The sequence below is a fragment of the Bacillus sp. ISL-41 genome, from assembly GCF_018613235.1.
Classification (GTDB): Bacteria; Bacillota; Bacilli; order Bacillales; family Cytobacillaceae; genus Mesobacillus.
The window spans coordinates 88,463-104,409 of the sequence record NZ_JAGGQP010000003.1 but is presented as its reverse complement, the minus strand read 5'-3'; the positions used below and the strand labels follow the sequence as shown (position 1 = coordinate 104,409).

Annotated in this window: 20 protein-coding genes and 1 riboswitch; of the genes, 12 read left to right on the top strand and 8 right to left on the bottom strand. The window is 44.2% G+C overall.

Annotated features, from left to right (window positions below; all coding sequences use genetic code 11):
* Positions 1-45: 45 nt before the first annotated feature.
* The 5 genes from J7I80_RS01185 to pepT all read right to left on the bottom strand — a co-directional run bounded on the left by J7I80_RS01185 (position 46) and on the right by pepT (position 5,457).
* Positions 46-201, bottom strand: coding sequence for a hypothetical protein (locus J7I80_RS01185; protein WP_214735602.1), 156 nt, complete (start codon positions 199-201; stop codon positions 46-48).
* A 226-nt stretch (positions 202-427) separates the two neighbouring features.
* Positions 428-1,159: a LytR/AlgR family response regulator transcription factor gene (locus J7I80_RS01180; RefSeq protein WP_214735601.1), complete on the bottom strand. Its 732-nt coding sequence runs from the start codon at positions 1,157-1,159 to the stop codon at positions 428-430.
* A gap of 3 nt (positions 1,160-1,162) precedes the next feature.
* Positions 1,163-2,896 carry a sensor histidine kinase gene (locus tag J7I80_RS01175; RefSeq protein WP_214735600.1) on the bottom strand — a complete coding sequence of 578 codons (1,734 nt, stop codon included), beginning with the start codon at positions 2,894-2,896 and terminating at the stop codon, positions 1,163-1,165.
* A gap of 284 nt (positions 2,897-3,180) precedes the next feature.
* On the bottom strand, positions 3,181-4,044 hold the full coding sequence (gene liaG, locus J7I80_RS01170; protein ID WP_214735599.1) for a LiaG family protein: 864 nt from the start codon (positions 4,042-4,044) through the stop codon (positions 3,181-3,183).
* A 180-nt stretch (positions 4,045-4,224) separates the two neighbouring features.
* Entirely contained in the window at positions 4,225-5,457 is a 1,233-nt protein-coding gene (gene pepT / locus J7I80_RS01165; protein WP_214735598.1) for a peptidase T, read from the bottom strand.
* 125 nt (positions 5,458-5,582) lie between these two features.
* Between pepT and J7I80_RS01160 the strand changes: the two genes are divergently transcribed.
* The 8 genes from J7I80_RS01160 to J7I80_RS01125 all read left to right on the top strand — a co-directional run bounded on the left by J7I80_RS01160 (position 5,583) and on the right by J7I80_RS01125 (position 10,383).
* Entirely contained in the window at positions 5,583-5,720 is a 138-nt protein-coding gene (locus J7I80_RS01160; RefSeq protein ID WP_214735597.1) for a hypothetical protein, read from the top strand.
* Positions 5,713-5,868, top strand: a complete 156-nt coding sequence (locus J7I80_RS01155) for a hypothetical protein (RefSeq protein WP_214735596.1) — start codon at positions 5,713-5,715, stop codon at positions 5,866-5,868. Before J7I80_RS01160 ends, J7I80_RS01155 begins: the two co-directional genes overlap by 8 nt.
* A gap of 57 nt (positions 5,869-5,925) precedes the next feature.
* Positions 5,926-6,035: riboswitch (TPP riboswitch) on the top strand.
* Between the two features lie 71 nt (positions 6,036-6,106).
* Positions 6,107-6,868: a 3-oxoacyl-ACP reductase gene (locus J7I80_RS01150; protein WP_214735595.1), complete on the top strand. Its 762-nt coding sequence runs from the start codon at positions 6,107-6,109 to the stop codon at positions 6,866-6,868.
* Positions 6,869-6,883: 15 nt separating this feature from the next.
* Complete coding sequence (gene thiM, locus J7I80_RS01145) at positions 6,884-7,693, top strand: hydroxyethylthiazole kinase (RefSeq protein ID WP_214735594.1); 810 nt, start codon at positions 6,884-6,886, stop codon at positions 7,691-7,693.
* Positions 7,693-8,535 (top strand): bifunctional hydroxymethylpyrimidine kinase/phosphomethylpyrimidine kinase, encoded by an 843-nt coding sequence (gene thiD / locus J7I80_RS01140; RefSeq protein WP_251027522.1) that lies wholly within the window; start codon positions 7,693-7,695, stop codon positions 8,533-8,535. Before thiM ends, thiD begins: the two co-directional genes overlap by 1 nt.
* A complete protein-coding gene (gene thiE / locus J7I80_RS01135; RefSeq protein ID WP_214735593.1) occupies positions 8,508-9,164 on the top strand; it encodes a thiamine phosphate synthase in 657 nt (218 codons plus the stop codon). The genes thiD and thiE overlap by 28 nt, the downstream gene beginning before the upstream one ends.
* Positions 9,161-9,664: an energy coupling factor transporter S component ThiW gene (gene thiW, locus J7I80_RS01130; RefSeq protein WP_214735592.1), complete on the top strand. Its 504-nt coding sequence runs from the start codon at positions 9,161-9,163 to the stop codon at positions 9,662-9,664. Before thiE ends, thiW begins: the two co-directional genes overlap by 4 nt.
* A 104-nt stretch (positions 9,665-9,768) precedes the next feature.
* A complete protein-coding gene (locus tag J7I80_RS01125; RefSeq protein ID WP_214735591.1) occupies positions 9,769-10,383 on the top strand; it encodes an exonuclease domain-containing protein in 615 nt (204 codons plus the stop codon).
* A gap of 224 nt (positions 10,384-10,607) precedes the next feature.
* On the opposite strand, the gene trhA is transcribed toward J7I80_RS01125, so the two are convergent.
* On the bottom strand, positions 10,608-11,255 hold the full coding sequence (trhA, locus tag J7I80_RS01120; RefSeq protein WP_214735590.1) for a PAQR family membrane homeostasis protein TrhA: 648 nt from the start codon (positions 11,253-11,255) through the stop codon (positions 10,608-10,610).
* Between the two features lie 132 nt (positions 11,256-11,387).
* On the opposite strand from trhA, the gene J7I80_RS01115 reads away from it, so the two are divergent.
* Entirely contained in the window at positions 11,388-11,972 is a 585-nt protein-coding gene (locus tag J7I80_RS01115; RefSeq protein ID WP_214735589.1) for a DUF1836 domain-containing protein, read from the top strand.
* 5 nt (positions 11,973-11,977) lie between these two features.
* Positions 11,978-12,208: an excisionase family DNA-binding protein gene (locus tag J7I80_RS01110; RefSeq protein WP_483297678.1), complete on the top strand. Its 231-nt coding sequence runs from the start codon at positions 11,978-11,980 to the stop codon at positions 12,206-12,208.
* 43 nt (positions 12,209-12,251) lie between these two features.
* On the opposite strand, the gene J7I80_RS01105 is transcribed toward J7I80_RS01110, so the two are convergent.
* Both J7I80_RS01105 and J7I80_RS01100 read right to left on the bottom strand, forming a co-directional pair.
* Positions 12,252-13,946, bottom strand: a complete 1,695-nt coding sequence (locus tag J7I80_RS01105; RefSeq protein WP_214735588.1) for a PAS domain-containing sensor histidine kinase — start codon at positions 13,944-13,946, stop codon at positions 12,252-12,254.
* A gap of 166 nt (positions 13,947-14,112) precedes the next feature.
* Positions 14,113-14,487: a hypothetical protein gene (locus J7I80_RS01100; RefSeq protein ID WP_214735587.1), complete on the bottom strand. Its 375-nt coding sequence runs from the start codon at positions 14,485-14,487 to the stop codon at positions 14,113-14,115.
* A 139-nt stretch (positions 14,488-14,626) separates the two neighbouring features.
* On the opposite strand from J7I80_RS01100, the gene J7I80_RS01095 reads away from it, so the two are divergent.
* Both J7I80_RS01095 and J7I80_RS01090 read left to right on the top strand, forming a co-directional pair.
* Positions 14,627-15,127, top strand: coding sequence for an NUDIX hydrolase (locus J7I80_RS01095; RefSeq protein WP_214735586.1), 501 nt, complete (start codon positions 14,627-14,629; stop codon positions 15,125-15,127).
* 4 nt (positions 15,128-15,131) lie between these two features.
* Positions 15,132-15,941, top strand: a complete 810-nt coding sequence (locus tag J7I80_RS01090; RefSeq protein WP_214735585.1) for an alpha/beta fold hydrolase — start codon at positions 15,132-15,134, stop codon at positions 15,939-15,941.
* The last annotated feature ends 6 nt before the right edge of the window (positions 15,942-15,947 follow it).

The following is a 15,947-nucleotide window of genomic DNA, read 5'->3' as shown; positions in this document are numbered from 1 at the left end:
AGGCTGAAGTGCAAAATTTGTCGATTGAAATGCAAAAAAGCATCATTAAGATGCTTCAGACTGTAGATAAACTCGTTGGAAATCGTGTTTGTTTACAGTCTTTTTTGGGATTGGTGCTGGAATTTGGCTGTTGATTTCCGTTCCAGGCGCTTCGCTTTCCGCGGGAAGAATATGAAAAAGACCAACTGCCGTCTTTTTCATAAGCAATTCTTCCTTGGAGCCGGCGGTGAGCCTCCTCGTCGCCGCTGGCTCCTGCGGGGTCTCACCTGTCCGTCTGATCCCGCAGGAGTCTGCGCGCCTTCCACTCCAATCAACAGGGTTTTCAAATGTTTAGACACGGTAGAAAAGGCATCAACTAAAATAAAAATTTACAGTCCATGAGGAATGTCCTATAAATTTTGCTCTACATATACAACTTTTAAAAAACTCATAATTCCAGCTGTGTCCTCAGCGATTTTACATAATTCCGGCTGACTGACAGCATTTCTTCCCGGCCTTGGATTTCCAGTTGGTAGGCTCCATTGAACCATGGAGTGAGGCGGGTAACATAATCGAGATTGACAATATAGCTTTTATGAATGCGGAAAAAAGAATAGGCCGTCAGCCTGGTTTCCAGGTCCTTCAAAGGAATTTTGGTTTCATATTCCCTGGTTTTCGTCACGATTTTTGAATACTTTTCTTCTCTCGATATGTACAGGATATCATTTGGATCGAGATAAAAAATTTCCCCATCTCCCTCAACGGCAAGCTTGCCGGTATGCTTGACCGCCTCCTGTTCTGCAGGGACCAGGAAGTTCTTCTCAACCCTTTGGACAGTCTCCTTCAACTGATTCTCATCATAGGGTTTTAGCAGGTAATCAACTGCTTCATATCTGAAAGCCTCGGCAGCAAATTGAGGATAGGCGGTTGCGAACACAATCAGCGGTGTTTTTTTAAGTTCCATTAGTGCTTTTGCCGCTTCCATCCCATTCATTTTCGGCATTTCAACATCAAGGAAAACAACATCGGGATGGAGCTGCAGAGCCTTCATGACTGCAGATTCACCTGATTCAGCTTCCCCGACAACCTGGATGGAAGGGAAGGACTGCAATAAATGCTTCAGCTCATCCCTGCTGTATAATTCATCATCAACGATTAAAGTGCGTATCATCCTGTCCATCTGTCATTCCTCCGCTTGGGGAATCATAAAAGAAATCTTTGTCCCATTTCCTGGCTCACTTTCAATCCGCAGTGAGGCTGATTCCCCAAAATTCATCATTAGTCTTCTATTCACATTGAAAAGTGCGATTCCGCTTCCTGTTTCTGAATCAATGATTTGTTTACCTAACTGATTGATTCGCTCCTTGCTCATTCCCTGGCCGTTATCTCTAACCGTAACAATCGTGCTTTTATCTTCTTTATGAATGTCTATATTGATTTGACAGTCATGGTCCATGTTTTTAATTCCATGCTTTACGGCATTTTCTACAATGGGCTGCAGCGTCAGCGGCGGAATTTTTACCAGCAAAGCAGCATCCTCAATATTATAGGTAACCTTCAATTTTTCCACAAATCGGGCCTCTTCAATGGCTAGATAGGCTTTCACATGGGCTAATTCCTGCTCTAGAGTTGTCATCGAAACCGTCGTCGCTGTCAGGTTCTGACGCAGAAAATGGGAAAGAGACACTAACAGCTTTCTCGCCTTTGCTGGGTCAATCCTGATCAGCGAAGTGATGACATTCAATGTATTGAAAAGGAAATGAGGGCTGATTTGTGCCTGCAGTGCCTTTACCTCCGCTTCCTTGGCAAGCTGATAGGCTTTTTCGGCTTCGGCAATTTCAAGCTGGTTGCTAAGCAGATTGCTGAGTCCGGAGATCAGCTCAATGACGACATTGGTGATTTCTTTTTCTGATTTAAAATAAAACTTCAGCGTGCCAATCGTTTCGTCACGCAGTTTCAATGGAGCAATCACCGCCGCGCCAAGCGGGCAGCTCTGCTCGCGGCAATGGATTGTTTCATCGTTGGCGACGACAAGCTTGCCGCTTTTCAGGACATCCCTCGTAATCTGCGTCTGGATAGGACTTGTTGAGCGATGATGGTCATCAGCGAGCCCGATGTGGGCCAGGATTTCAGATTGGTTTGTGATTGCGACGGCGCTAGTCTGCACTTCGGTGTGCAAGATCTGACAGACAGCCCGTGCTGATTCCGAATTGATGCCCTTGCGTAGGTATGCGAGTGTCTGGTCAGCGATTCGCAGTGTTTTTTGAGCAAGCATCGCTCCAGTTTTTTCTTCTTCAGAAACAACATTCTTGATAACCATCAAAAATAAAGCAGATCCAAGTCCATTTGCAATAATCATTGGAACGCCGATAATTTCGACGAGTGTTTGCGCTTGGTCATAAGGCTTGGCAATCAAAAGGATAATCAGCATTTGCACCGTTTCGGCAATCGCCCCAACCAGGAAGGCGGTCCTCAGGTTGACATTGTTTTTCTTCTTATGAAAACGACCGGCGATGATTCCGGCAACGATAGCTGCGAGTCCGCAGGCAAGAGCGGTGAAGCCTCCAAGGGTGAAACGGTGCAGACCCGCGATCAGGCCGGCGCCAATTCCGACCTTGTAGCCGCCAAGCAATCCGGCAATCACGATTCCAATGACCCGGGAATTGGCAATCGCTTCATCCGATGCCAGATCTGCAGCCCAGGGGTTGAACTGCAGATTATCCGTTGAGAAACTCATGCCGGAATATGTGCCGATAATTCCAAAAAAACCAAAAAATACAATCGCAAAATACTGCTGTCGCCTGTTCAGGGAATCATGGTAAATCAACCCCCGGAAGAAGCGGAATCTCGTTAAAATAAAGGCAATCGTCACAATGATGCCAAGTCGTTCCAGCATCGTAATGAGTAATTCGAACATAACCGTACTCCTCAGGAAGTATTTGCACTTATTTTAAATGAATGGTTGAGAAAAACAAAGATACACTGTCCGATTTTAAATAAAAATAAGCCTGGCGTGCTTCTGCCAGGCTTTGTTCAGGGGGGAAATGCAATTTTGCTTGTGCAATTTTAGTAAAGATTTTATTTATATAGCGACTTTTTGGTTTTTATAGCGACTTTCTAATTTATATAGCGAAAATATGATTTTTATAGCGACTTGGAAATTTCGCATGATTTTTTCCAGTTCGCCGCCACTAAGAAATCCTAATTTATATTAATATTGCCGCTCGATACATCAGCTTTGATTTCAAACTTTCCGCTTCCGTGTTTGCCGCGCAGGCGGTTTTCGGACTGTTCTTTGTTCTGAAGCTGAAAATTGCTTGAAATGTTGCCGCTGCTTATTTTTCCGTTTAATGTGAAGTCGGCATCCTCGGGCAGATCCAAACCGATATAGCCGGAGCTGACGTCGAGGCTTACCTCATCCAGCAACTGGTCCATCTGGATTTCCAGCTTACCCGAAGAAACATCGGCATCCAACTTTCCAGAATAGTTTTTGACAAGGACCCTTCCGGAGCTGACATCAAATGAACCAGACACAGCATCAATGAGATACATTTCCACCTCACCGGACGAACTCTGGCTTTCAAGATTTTCAACATTGAAGTTTTCCAGTGTGAGCCTTCCTGAGCCAATATTGAGTGCCAGATTTCTAAGCTTCATAGGTTTGTCGGCGGACTGACCGTTAAAATCAATTTTCCCGGAACCGAGCTCGATGTCCATGTCTTTATCATAGTCTTCAGGGATATAAACGGTTAGGGAAGTCTGGTCCATCTCAAACCAGTTGAACCAGAAGAAGCCTTTCCGGTTGACAGAGACCTCTATTTCATCACCATGCCGCTTAACTTTTACCGTACCTTTGCCTTCCAATTCAGCGCGGACATCTTGAATGTCCTCTGGAACAATTTTCGTCTGTACACTGGAAACATCAATCTTGATTTTTTCTGTTTTATCAGTTACCTTAACCGAATCTTCCGCCCTGGCAAAGTTCATTCCATCGCCATCAAAGAGGTAATTCCAAGCAATATAAGCCCCGGTAATCACCAGGAAAATAACTAAAATCCGTTTCATTTTTAAAAATCTCCTCTCCAATCTCATTCTATATCCAGAATAAGGGTAATCGCTTTAAACACCAATGCACCTCCGATTTAAATCAGAATAAGACCTGAGACGGATTTTGGTTTAAGTCGAGCCAAAAAAATGAAGCCAGTTTCCATTCGCTTTGGGAAACTGACTTCTTGTTGTTATTCGTTAAGCTTTGGCTTCATAAAGTTTAGCTATTTCAACGATAGTTTCTACTGATTTAATCATGTTATCAACAGAGATATATTCAAATCTCCCATGGAAATTCTCTCCGCCTGTAAAAATATTCGGTGTAGGCAGTCCCATATAGCTTAGCTGGGAACCGTCTGTACCGCCACGGATCGGTTTGACGATTGGCTTGATGCCGAGGTTTTCCATTGCTTCGTAGGCGATATCAACGATTTCCTTCACAGGCTCGATTTTATCCTTCATGTTGTAGTACTGATCGTTCATTTCAAGTTCTACGCGGGTTTCACCATAAGTCAGCCTCAACTCATTGGTGATCTTCTGCACCAAGTCCTTACGTGCCTGGAAGCTTTCACGTTCGAAATCACGGATGATATAGTGAAGCGTCGTTTCCTCAACATCGCCTTCAATGGAACTGAGGTGGAAGAAGCCTTCATATCCTTCCGTATGCTCAGGCGCTTCTTCTGCCGGAAGCTTGCTGTTGAATTTCATGGCGATTTTGGCTGAGTTCACCATTTTTCCTTTTGCTGTTCCAGGGTGGACGTTCTTACCTTTGAATGTCACCTTTGCGCTGGCTGCGTTAAAGCTTTCATACTCCAGCTCGCCAAGCGGGCCGCCGTCAACAGTATAAGCAAATTTCGCATTGAATGCTTCAACATCAAACTTATGTGGTCCTCTGCCAATTTCCTCATCAGGTGTGAATGCAACACGGATTCTGCCATGTTTGATTTCCGGATGTTTGATTAAGTAGTTCATTGCAGTCATGATCTCAGCGATTCCGGCTTTATTGTCAGCTCCAAGGAGGGTGGTTCCGTCAGTGGTGATCAGAGTATGTCCTTTATATTGAGGCAGCTCCGGAAAATCCGCAGGCGACAGGATGATTTTCTGTTCTTCGTTCAGGATGATCTGGTTGCCATCGAAGTTTTCCACAATCTGCGGATTGACATTTTTGCCGGTAAAATCAGTTGCTGTATCAACGTGAGCCAGAAAGCCGATCGTGGGCACATCTTTATCCGTATTGGCAGGAAGGGTAGCCATCACATAACCATTTTCGTCAATACTGACTTCCTCCATGCCGATTGATTTCAACTCCCCGACCAGCATATTGGCAAGAGTGAGCTGGCCTTCCGTTGAAGGGGTGGTTTCACTGTTTTCATTCGATTGAGTATCTACTCTTACATAAGAGGTAAATCTTTCGATAATCTCGTTTTTCATTGACTTTCATCTCCCATTTGTATGTATATTTTCATATTAGCACAGAACGTCTGAAACACCATTTGAAAAAGAATGAAAATTCCATTTTTTGCATGTATAATGAATGGAAAAGGAGGCTGGGAAATATGGGTTATGTGTTCACGGCTATTGTACTGTTTGTTGTATTTTATTCAATATATAGAATCATCACTTCCGGAAAACTGCCTAGCAATAACTATACTCCGTTTGATGATCTTGCCGAGGGAAAAAAGAAAGATGATTGATATCGGCGTCATCATTGTCCTGATTGTGTCTCTCTGGTCCATCACGATCACATTGCAAAAATTGGCCGCAAGAATAACAGATGCGCAGGCCCGGCAACTCAAGCTTCTGGAAGAAATCAGGGAAGAACTGAAAAAAGACAGAATATGAACTTTTCCCTTTACATATATAAAAGTTAAGACTAGGATAAAGATAATTGAATATTTGATGTACTACTAGGGGTGCCCTGCTGCGGGCTGAGAGAAAGACGCTAAGTCTTTTAACCCTTCGGACCTGATCTGGGTAATACCAGCGTAGGAAAGTAGTGTGAGAGAAGTTTTCTTACTTTGCTTTTAAGCCAGGTCCATTTATGGATCTGGCTTTTTTATATTATAAGGAGGTTTTATCAATGGAATTAAAAGATCAAGTGATTTTAGTAACTGGAGGAAGCAGGGGTCTTGGTGCAGAAACGGTCAAAGCCTTTGCAAGGGAAGGCGCGAAGGTCGTCATTAACTATTTTCAGAATGAAGAAAAGGCTAAGAGTCTGGAAGAAATGATTGGTGAGAAGGCACTTGCTGTCGGAGCCGATGTAAGGAATCCAGCACAGGTCCAAAGCATGTTCAGGCAGGCAAAAGAGCATTTCGGGGCACCGATTACGACAATCGTGAATAATGCGCTTGTCAATTTCAAATTCGACCCTGTGGCGAACAAGGACGCTTTTGCAGTTGGCTGGGAGGATTTTCATCAGCAGTTTGAAGGAGCGGTTCGCGGCGCATTGAATACCACCCAGGCTGGGCTTCCGGGCATGAAAGAAATGAATTTTGGCAGAATCGTCAATATAGGCACGAATCTGTTCCAGAACCCGGTTGTCGCCTATCACGACTACACAACAAGCAAGGCTGCTTTATTGGGGTTTACGAGGAATATGGCGAATGATCTTGGAAAGTATGGGATTACGGTAAATATGGTTTCTGGAGGACTGCTAAAAATGACCGACGCAAGCTCTGCTACTTCGGAGGAAGTGTTCCAGCTCATCCAATCATCAACACCGCTTCGAAAAGTAACCGGACCGGCAGAAGTGGCTGATGCAATCATGTTCTTTGCATCTCCATGGGCGCGCGCGGTTACCGGACAGAATCTAGTCGTTGATGGCGGCCTTGTGATGGATTAAGGAGGAGGAATAGACATGGAAAAAAGAGAGATTGCTGGCTTGCTAGAAAGAGTCAGGAAGGAGAATCCGCTCGTACATAATATCACCAATGTTGTGGTCACCAATTTTACCGCTAATGGACTGCTGGCTTTGGGCGCATCCCCGGTGATGGCCTATGCACATGAGGAAGTCGCTGAAATGGCAGGCATGGCGGGGAGCCTTGTGCTGAACATCGGAACGTTGCGGCCGGAAGTCGTTGAGTCGATGCTGATTGCCGGGAGTTCGGCAAATCAGAAGGGAGTGCCAGTCATTCTTGATCCGGTTGGCGCTGGAGCGACTGCTTATCGGACCGAAACTGCAAGATGGCTGATGGAAGAATTAGAGATTTCGATTATCAGAGGAAATGCTGCGGAAATAGCGAATGTAGCCGGTGAAACCTGGAGTATACGCGGCGTTGACGCAGGAGATTCAGATGGAGAAGTAATCGAGCTGGCTGAATCCGCAGCGCAAAAATTGAACACGATTGTGGTGCTGACAGGAAAGGAAGACGTTATTACAGACGGGAAATCTACGTTCGTAGTCAGTAATGGACACCCACTCCTTACGAAGGTGACAGGTACCGGATGTCTGCTGACTTCAGTAATTGGGGCATTCACAGCAGTTGAAAAGGACTTTTTGAAAGCAGCAACTGCTGCACTGATCATTTATGGAGTAGCAGCGGAAGTTGCCGCTGACAAAAGCGCCATGCATGGACCTGGAAGTTTTCAAGTGGAGTTCCTGAATCAGCTGTACCATTTGGATGCTGAGGAAATCTACAATAGAAGTTCTTTTAATAAAAGGAGGTAATGATTATGAAAAAAGCACTGACAATCGCAGGCTCGGACAGCGGGGGCGGAGCTGGAATCCAGGCAGACCTGAAAACGTTCCAGGAGCTGGGTGTATACGGAATGTCCGCGTTGACAGCAGTTACAGCGCAAAACACTCTTGGCGTTCAGGGAGTTTATCCGTTGACGGCAGAGGCTGTGGCAAGGCAAATCCAGTCCGTTGGTGATGACATTGGGAGCAATGCCGTGAAAACTGGGATGCTTTTTAATGCGGAAATCATCGAAGCGGTCGCGGGGAAAATTAGGGAGTTCGGCTGGGAAAGGGTCGTGATTGATCCGGTCATGATTGCAAAGGGAGGAGCTTCATTGCTTCAGCAGCAGGCTGTTTCCGCCCTTAAAAAACATTTGCTTCCACACTGTCTTATCATCACTCCGAACATTCCCGAGGCCGAAGTGCTGACAGGCATGTCTATCAAGACGATTGCTGACAAAAAGGAGGCGGCTGTACGGATCCATGAGCTTGGAGCAAATAATATTGTTATAAAAGGGGGACATGATGAGGCAACAGCACAATCTGTTGATGTCCTTTTTGACGGAACGGATTTTACGTACTTCTCCACTCCAAGGATTGAGACGAAGAACACCCATGGTACAGGCTGTACTTTTTCCGCTGCGATTACAGCGCAGCTCGCGAAAGGGTCTTCGGTCCATGATGCCGTTTCTGTTGCGAAGGAGTTCATCCAGGCTGCCATTGCCACCCCGCTGCATATCGGGAGTGGACATGGACCTACTAACCATTGGGCCTACAAGATGAAAAAGGGAGGCGGGGTCAGCTCATGGCGAGAATCAGTCCTGAACAAATGAGAAGCTTGCTGAAGCTTTATTTTATCGCCGGCAGTACGAATTGCTTCGTGGAACCAGTCAGAGTGCTTGAAGACGCGATTCGCGGAGGAATCACGATTTTTCAGTATCGGGAAAAAGGGGAAGACTGTCTCGATAATTTCGAAAAGCTGGAGCTAGGCAAGAGGCTGCAAAAAGTTTGCAGGGAAAACGGCATTCCCTTCATTGTGAACGATGATATTGAATTGGCCTTGGAGCTTGATGCAGATGGTATTCATATTGGTCAGGAGGATGAGGACGCTGCCCAGGTACGGGAGAAAATTGGTGATAAGATACTTGGAGTTTCTGTACACAATCTGGAAGAGGCTGAAAAAGCAAAGCTTGCAGGTGCAGATTATTATGGGGTTGGGCCGATTTTTCCGACGGCAACAAAGAAGGATACAAGAGCAGTCCAGGGAACGGTATTGCTGGAGCAGTTAAAATACTATGGCATACCGATTGTTGGAATTGGCGGTATCAATGGGGACAATGCAGGAGCAGTAATGGATGCGGGAGCGGATGGTGTTTCAGTAATTACAGCGATCAGCCAAGCAGAAGACGTCCATGAAGCGGCAGCCACACTGAAGAAATTAGTTTACGGAGGTAAAAAATGAGACACACAAAAAAACTTACCCTCACCGCCATGATGATGGCAATCGGTACATTGACGAGCCATATGTTATTCATCCCGCTCGGAATCGTTAAGGTGTTCCCAGTGCAGCACTTTATCAATGTTTTATCAGCAGTACTGCTTGGACCCTATTATGCTGTTGCCCAGGCATTTGGCATTTCTTTGCTGAGGAATATGATGGGGACCGGTTCAGTTTTCGCTTTTCCTGGAAGCATGATCGGCGCTCTTCTAGCAGCCTATTTTTATAAAAAGACGAAGAGAATGGAGTTTGCTTTTGCGGGGGAAGTCGTTGGCACCGGGATCATTGGAGCGATTGCCAGTTATCCGATTGCTGTATTGTTCCTTGGCAAAGAAGCGGCGCTGTTTGGAATGGTACCGGCATTTTTGGCCAGTTCGCTTGCTGGTGGGGCAATCGGCTTCGTGCTTCTGAAGGTCTTCATGAAGAATGCAGCAGTTAGATTGGAGATGACCAACAGACTGTAGGCTGGAAATGATTTCATCCTATTGCCTTTAGCTGGAAAAGGGAGAAGTCCTGCTATATGATTATAAATAGATTCATATATACCAGCTGAAAAGGGTGACAATTTTTGAGCACAGAGAACAAGCTTGGATTGGTAGTGGACGTCGAGACAACTGGATTGGGACCAGATTCAGATGAAATAATAGAATTGGCTGTGAAGCTATTCTCCTTTCATGAGGAATCAGGAGAAATTATCGAAATTCTAGATGAAGATTCCTATTTAAGGGAGCCGCTGTCGACAACGGCACAAAGAAACTATGACAGGGCCTACCGAATTCATGGGATCCATTATGATATGGTGCGCGGAAAAACATTTTACGATGAGAATATTATGAATTACTTCAATCGCACCGATGCGATTTTTGCCCATAATGCATCCTTTGACAGAAGCTTTTTATTCAGGATGTATCCGGAAGTCAATGAGATGAAATGGTATTGCACGATGAAGAATGTCCAGTGGAAAAATCATGGCTTCCCGAACAGCAAGTTGCTGACCTTATTGCAGGCGCATAATATTTCGAAATTCCAGACCCATAGAGCGATGGATGATATTACATATTTGACGGAACTCTTGAAGCAGCAAAACCCGAACGGCGATTATTATTTAAAAGAAGTGCTGGACTATGGCCCGATGCGCAAATACCAGCCTGCCCAAAAGCAAAGAAGAAGGATGTTCTATTAGTAAGGCTCTTTTCTCAAACTTTGTTGCTATTGCCTACAAAATAGGATTGGATTACCTAAGTTTCTTCACAAGATTAACGCTTATAACGAGAAAAGAGCTTGCAAACTTGTACAGACATACAAAATAGATATTATCACGTTAAAATCGGCTTTAGGATTTTAACAACAATCATTACGAAACAGCCATTAGTTAAGGTGCCTGAATTGCAGGCACCTTTTGTCTTTTTACAAGACATATAGATAAATGCTCAGGAAATGGGCAGTGCTTCCTAGCATGATGAAAATATGAAAGATTTCATGGAATCCAAGGTACTTGGAACGGAGGAAATCAGGCTTCAATGCATAAATGACGCCGCCGATCGTGTACATGATTCCCCCGGCTACAAGCCAGAAAATACCGGCCGGGCTCAAGACAGATGAGAGGGGAGACACGACGAAAATGACCATCCAACCCATGACAATATAGATAGAGGTTGACAGCCATCTTGGACTCTTGAACCAGATCATTTTAAAAAGGATTCCGCACAATGCAGCGAATGAGATGATGCCGAACAATGTCCAGCCTGTCACTCCATTGAGACTGATCAGACAAAACGGTGTATAAGTTCCGGCAATCAGTACAAAAATCATCGAATGGTCAATTTTCCTGAGGAAGGCAATCACGCTGTCTTTGCTGATGACCATATGATAAGTGGCCGATGCCGTATACAGCAGGATCATGCTGATGCCGAAAATTGCAACAGAAGTAATTGCGAGTGCAGAACCGGTAGTAATCGAAGCTTTAATGACGAGTGCAAGCAGGCCTGCAAAGGATAGTAAGGCTCCTGCCAGATGGGTCAGTCCATTGATTGGTTCGCGGATGTAGCTGTTCATGTTTAAACCTCCATATCACTTTATATAGTTTTAATAACTACTTATAATGATATATGTATAATGATATGTAGTCAATGTTTACGATTGTCCTTTTTTGCATTATAATAAAATAAAAATGTTGAGGGAGATACTTTGAATAATCTAGCAGACTTGCTCGCCGAACTAGACCTTAAAAATAATATAGCACTGGAAGACATCCCGGAGATCGACTTGTACATGGACCAGGTCATCCAGCTGTTTGAAAAGAATTTCGGCAGTTCCACAAGGAATGAGGATGAAAAGGTCCTCACGAAAACGATGATTAATAATTACGCTAAGGGAAAGCTGTTTTTTCCGATTAAGAATAAAAAGTATTCGAAGGAGCACCTGATCCTGATCAGCCTGATTTATCAGCTGAAGGGCGGTTTATCCATCCAGGATATCAAGCAGACTCTCGAAGGAATCAACGAAAAGACTGAGACAGGGGATATTCCACTTGGCCAGTTTTATCAAAGTTTCTTGAATCTTCATGAAAAAAATATCGAGATTTTTAATGAGGATGTTCTCAAAACCGAGCAAGAAGTGAATCGAGAAGTGGAGAGGCTTGAGGCAGATGAACCAGAGGAGCTTGAAACGGTATTATTGATTGCTTCGCTCATTAATATAAGCAATTTTTACAGAAGGACAGCGGAGAAGCTAGTGGATCAGCTTGCCGCTAAAAAAGACAAAAAGGACTGAACCAGGTGTATTTGACAGTAAAAGAAGCAGCAGAATACTTATCGATTCCGGAAAAACAGGTGGAGAACATGATTTTCCAAAGAAAAATAAGAGCTATTCACGATGGCGAGCATTATTTGATCTACAAGGATCAATTCAACATGCATATGAAACAAGTTGAGAAATATAAGAAACTCGTTGAAGAAATAATGAATGAACCGGCGCCTGAGGATATCGACATTAAAGATGAAGATTAAAAAAACGCGAAAGGACTGATCCTTTCGCGTTTTTTGCTTCTCTCTATAGTCCAGCCTGAGTGCTTGCCATTGTGCTTTCGCTTTCCCTGGCTTCAATCCCTTTCACTTTGTCACCGTGCTTGATCGGCAACTGAACGATCACTTCTGTCCCTTTATCAGGCTCGCTCCTGAACTTGATTGTGCCATTATGGGATTGGACAATCTTGAAGCTGACCGTCATTCCGAGTCCTGTGCCTTTTTCCTTAGAAGAATAAAATGGTTCACCGATTCTTTCGAGCAGCTCTTTTGATATGCCCACTCCCTGGTCCTTGACCACTACTGTTATATTGTTATCCGCACTTTGCAGAGTGATGTTGACGACATCTCCCGCTGATGATGCTTCAATTGCATTCTTCACAATGTTGATGAACAACTGCTTAAGCTGATTTGGTTCACATTCGATCATGACAGGGTGGCTTAAAACCTGGAACTCGATCTGGATATTATGCAGGCTCGCTTCTGTTATTAAAAGTGAGATGACATCATGCAAAATACTCTGCAAATCTGCTTCCGTGTATTTAATTTGCTGAGGCTTGGCCAATAATAGCAATTCACTGACAATATGGTTGATCCTGTTCAGTTCATCGATCATGATCTGGTAGTACAGCTGGTGCTTTTCATCCTCCATCTGCAGTAGCTGGACAAGTCCCTTTAACGAAGTAAGCGGATTGCGGATTTCATGAGCCACGCTCGCAGAAAGCTCGCCGACTACCGACAGCTTGTCCGTCCTCCGCAAACGCTCTTCTGTTTGGCGCAGCTCGGTAACATCCCTTGAATTGCAGATGATTCCGGCGATTTTATCATTCACAATGATCGGAAGGGAAGTGCTTTGGAAAAAGATTGTCTTACCGCTCTTATGCATTAATTCCAATTCAAACATTTGCGGACATTGATTTTCCACAACGCTGGAAACCTTATCCAAAACAATGTGCCTGTGGGAATCGGGAATCAAGTCTGCCAGGTTTTTTCCGATAAACTCATCCCTGCTAAATCCGGTGATTTTTTCGAACTGAGGATTAAGGTTGGTAATTGTCCCATTCAAGTCGAGCATTGATACAATATCAGGACTGTACTCAAATAAAGACCGGTATTGCTGCCTGCTCTCCTCAAGAAGAGTTTCAACGTGTTTTCGTTCGGTAATATCCCGGCCCATTATGACAAGGCCTTGCCGGCTTCCATCATCATTGAACAGCGGCACCTTAATGGTATCAAATGTCTTGGTTGTCCCATCCGGCTGTGGAAGTACCTCCTCGACACGAATAATTCCGCCTGCTTTCCATGCCTCTTCATCGGAAATCTCACAATATCTCAATGCATCACTGAAGTAATTGCTGTATTCCGCAAGCTCCGAGTCTTTCTTGCCTCTATAATCTACATTTTCAATATCAAACAATTTCAAACCAAAATCATTAACCTGAATCCATCGGCCCTCTCCGTCCTTGAAGTTGACGAAATCAACCATTGAATTGATCAGTGTGGATAGACGCTCTTCTTCTTCTTTTGTGGCACTCAATTCCTCCATCTTCGAGATGAAGAAATAAAAAAACCAGCCTGCCAGCAATACATAAAGGACTTCCTTCGTATGTTCAATAATGGCAACAAATTCGGAAGGAGCGTATAAATTCAGCAGATAGTTTGTTCCAAATATCCAGGCAATGCTCAGTATGAAAAAGATCAGGACATATTGCTTTTTCTTCATCTTTTGACTCCTAAAGTAAGCATCAGCTCACGCAATTTAAAATTAGTGTTACTGTTCTATAGTAGCACAATTTTGTCATTTGAAATTAGGATTATTTTAATATATCTTCTCTTCTGTTTGGAAAATTATGCAAAGGACCGAATCGAATTCGGTCCAGAATAGCTTGTTAAAAATCACCATCAGTTGCCTGGAAGGGGATATTCAAACGGTTTTCCACAGCCCTGAGCCTCTGGTTCAAACGGTTTAGACGGCGTGTGTGACGCTCGTCGTTCTGATTTAAGCGAGTAACCTCATTGTTTAAACGGCCAATCTCCCTGTTTAGCCTTGCGATTTCCCTGTTTTGGCGGCCAATCTCTTTATTCTGCCGGTCCAGCTCTGTTTTTTGAACCTGGAACTGCCGTTCAAGCTGAGTCACTCTGCGTTCGAGAGCCGGCTGTCTTTCGTTGTCATTCGGATCCAGCTGTTGCGCGTAATAGTTAAAATCATAATGAGTATAAGGGTCAAATTGGTTCGGGTTGTAAAGATAATGATGTTGATACATGCGGGCACACTCCTTAGTTTCATCCTGAGTATAAATTCTCTATAAAATATGTAGGTTTATGGTGAGAGTGATAGGCATATGCCTAAAGAAGGAAAATACTGGTTGTCCGGCGAAAAGGTAAACAGGGGGTGAGGCCATTATGGGAATGTCGAATTACTATCAGAATCTTCGGGCCAAAGTGGGAAGCGGCCTAATTTTTATGCCCAGCGTGGCAGGAATAGTCAGGAATGAAACTGGAGAAATCTTATTCCAGAACAAAGGAAATGGAGAGAAGTGGAGCTTGCCGGCAGGTGCAATCGAATTAGGCGAGGCCCCGGCTGAAGCCGTTGTCCGCGAAGTATGGGAAGAAACAGGTCTTAAAGTTTTACCAGAAAAATTGCTGGGTGTATTTGGCGGGAAAGAGTTCCGCTATGAATATCCAAACGGACACAAGGTTGAATATGTTGTGTTCGTATTCGAATGCAGACCTGTCGGCGGTGAACATAAACCGATCGACAGCGAGACTGCGGAACTAAGATACTTCAGGCCTGATAACATGCCAGAATTGGCACTGCCTTATCCTGAAAGCATTTTTATCAAAACGGATGGTGAAAAGGCAAAGTTCCAGTGGGATGAGGGATGGTTGGGAAAGAGGAGATGAAGCTGTGGATTGCAAAGTAAGAAAGGGAAATATTCATTATGAAGTCAATGGGGAAGGGTTTCCCCTGCTGATCCTTCATGCTATGGGTACAGACCATCGTTCGATGAAAGGCTGGCTTGAACCTGTTTTTAATAAGGTTGAGGGTTTTCAAAGAATATACATTGATTTACCTGCCCATGGACGGAGTACCATTGACTACAGTGTGAAATCAACGGATGACTTGCTCGAAAATCTGCTAGACTTTATTGATGAAACTTTTGAGGAAAAAGAATTTTCGCTGATTGGTGCCTCCTTTGGCGGATATTTGGCACAAGGGATTTTACAAAATAGGAGAAGCCATGTAAAAGGTATTTGCCTTTTGGCTCCAGCATTGCATGTAAAGGAGAGGAATCTGCCACAACGAGTTGTTTTAGAGAAGAATGAAGGGCTGCTTTCAAGTCTTGAGCCTGATGTCCGGGCCGCATTCGATACCCTCTTCATCTTTCAAACTGAAGCGTCATTAGCCGCTTTTATAAAAGAAATCCAGCCCGGCAGATTATTGGCCAATCGTGAATTCCTTGCTTCGGATTGGAAGACAAACTGCTATTACATGACTGATGAACCTTTTCACGATGTGCAGGCTCTACCGAATTCTGCGCTGTTTATTCTCGGCAAACAGGATTATATTTGCGGATATAAAGATCATTTCTTTTTGTTTAATAAGTTCCCGAATTCCACAATGGCTGTATTGGATCGTGCAGGCCATATGCTGCATGTTGAGAAGCGTCAACTTGTCCAGGCTATATTTGAGGATTGGCTGACAAGCAGCCATTAAAAAAAG